Source organism: Bradyrhizobium sp. (assembly GCF_016462955.1).
In the GTDB taxonomy this organism is placed as follows: domain Bacteria; phylum Pseudomonadota; class Alphaproteobacteria; order Rhizobiales; family Xanthobacteraceae; genus Bradyrhizobium.
The window spans coordinates 1-1,722 of record NZ_JAEMSD010000852.1; the positions used below are offsets into that span (position 1 = coordinate 1).

Sequence of the window (1,722 nt, forward strand, 5' to 3'; positions counted from 1 at the left end):
ACATGATGCTGATCTTCTTCGTCGGCATCGGCTTGTCCATGGTCGCAGTCGGCTTCGTGCAGACGCCGGCGCAGCTCGGCGCGGCGCTGTTTGCGATCGGCATCTTCGCCTCGATCTATCACCCCGTCGGCACCGCCATGATCGTGTCCTATGCCGACCGGCTCGGCCGCGAGATGGGCATCAACGGCGTCTGGGGCAATCTTGGCGTTGCCTCCTCGGCGCTGGTCACCGGCGTGGTCGGCCAATATCTCGGCTGGCGTTTTGCCTTCATCGTTCCCGGCGTGGTTACGGTGCTGATCGGCATCGCTTTTGCGATGCTGGTCGTGCACGAGGACCGCAAGGGTTCGAAGCAGGCGGCGGCGCAGGCGCGGGTGGCCAAGCAGGACATGTGGCGCGTGATCCTGGCGCTGCTGATCGTGGTGATCGCGATCTCGACCACTTTCAACGCCGTCACCGTGGCGCTGCCGAAGCTGTTCGCCGAACGTCTTGCGGACCTGACCAGGAGCCCGGCGCTGCTCGGGGTCATCGCGGCCGGCGTCTACGTGTTCGGCGCGATGACGCAGTACACGATCGGCCGGCTGCTCGACCGCTATTCGCTGAAGACGGTGGCGCTGCCGCTATCGTTCATGCTGGCGCCGTTCCTGTATCTGGCCGCCAGCCTGAACAATTTGCCGCTGATTTTGGTGTCGATCGGCATCGTGATGGGCGCATTCGGGCAGGTCACGGTGAACGACGCCATGGTCGGCAAATACACCACGGAAGAATGGCGCTCGCGCGCCTATGCCGTGCGCTATTTCGTCGGCTTCACCGCGGCCGGCGCCTCCGTCGGCCTGGTTGCCTGGCTCTACGAGCAGGGCGGCTTCGTCACCATGCTGCACGCCTTCGCCGCCCTCTGCCTGCTCGCCATCGCCGCCGCGCTGATCCTGCCCCGCGAGATCCGGACGCCGCAGGCGGTGTGAAGTCTCGTGTCCCGGACAAGCTGCAACGCGCAAGCGTTGCGGCGCCGAGCCGGGACCCAGAGGCTGCGCATTTCATCGAGACATGGGCCCCGGCTCTGCAGCGCATCGCTGAAGTGGCGCTGCGCAGCGTCCGGGGCACGAGGCCTCTCCATGCCGCCCATCATGCCATTCTGCCCCTGTTTTGCCCGACGTAGCAAGTCGCTTCGGCAAGACCGAAATTTTAACAAGCCTTTTAAACCCCATCCTACTGTGCATGGGGTTGTTTTCGCGCTTTTGTCTCGAGCGGATCAGAAACAGCTAAGTCTTCACCTCGGCCACCGGCTGCACCTTCACCGCCTTCTTCCCCGCCCGCCAGTTCTCGAAGCGCTGCACCACCACGAAGAAGGCCGGCACGAACAGCACCGCAAGGCAGGTCGAGGCCAGCATGCCCGAGAACACCGTGATGCCGATCGACTTGCGCGCGCTGGCGCCGGCGCCGGTCGCCAGCACCAGCGGCACCACGCCGAGGATGAAGGCGAACGACGTCATCAGGATCGGGCGGAAGCGGGCCCGCGCCGCCTCGATCGCGGACTCCAGGATCGGCCTGCCGTCGCGGCCGTGCAGCTCGAGCCCGACCTCGACGATCAGGATGGCGTTCTTGGCCGACAGCGCGATCAGCAGGATCAGGCCGATCTGGCAATAGAGGTTGTTGTCGATCTTGAGCGCGGACAGGACCAGCATCGGCCCGAGCAGCGACAGCGGCACTGCGAGGATCACCGAGATC

General features: G+C 65.2%; 2 protein-coding genes. One reads left to right on the forward strand and one right to left on the reverse strand.

What is annotated here, in order from left to right; translation table 11 throughout:
• On the forward strand, positions 1 to 959 hold a 959-nt coding region (locus JHD07_RS39175; protein ID WP_291631956.1), incomplete at its 5' end, for an MFS transporter.
• Positions 960 to 1,256: 297 nt separating this feature from the next.
• Here the strand turns inward: JHD07_RS39175 and JHD07_RS39180 are convergent.
• Positions 1,257 to 1,722 (reverse strand): efflux RND transporter permease subunit (locus JHD07_RS39180; RefSeq protein WP_291631957.1); only part of this gene is annotated, 466 nt, incomplete at its 5' end.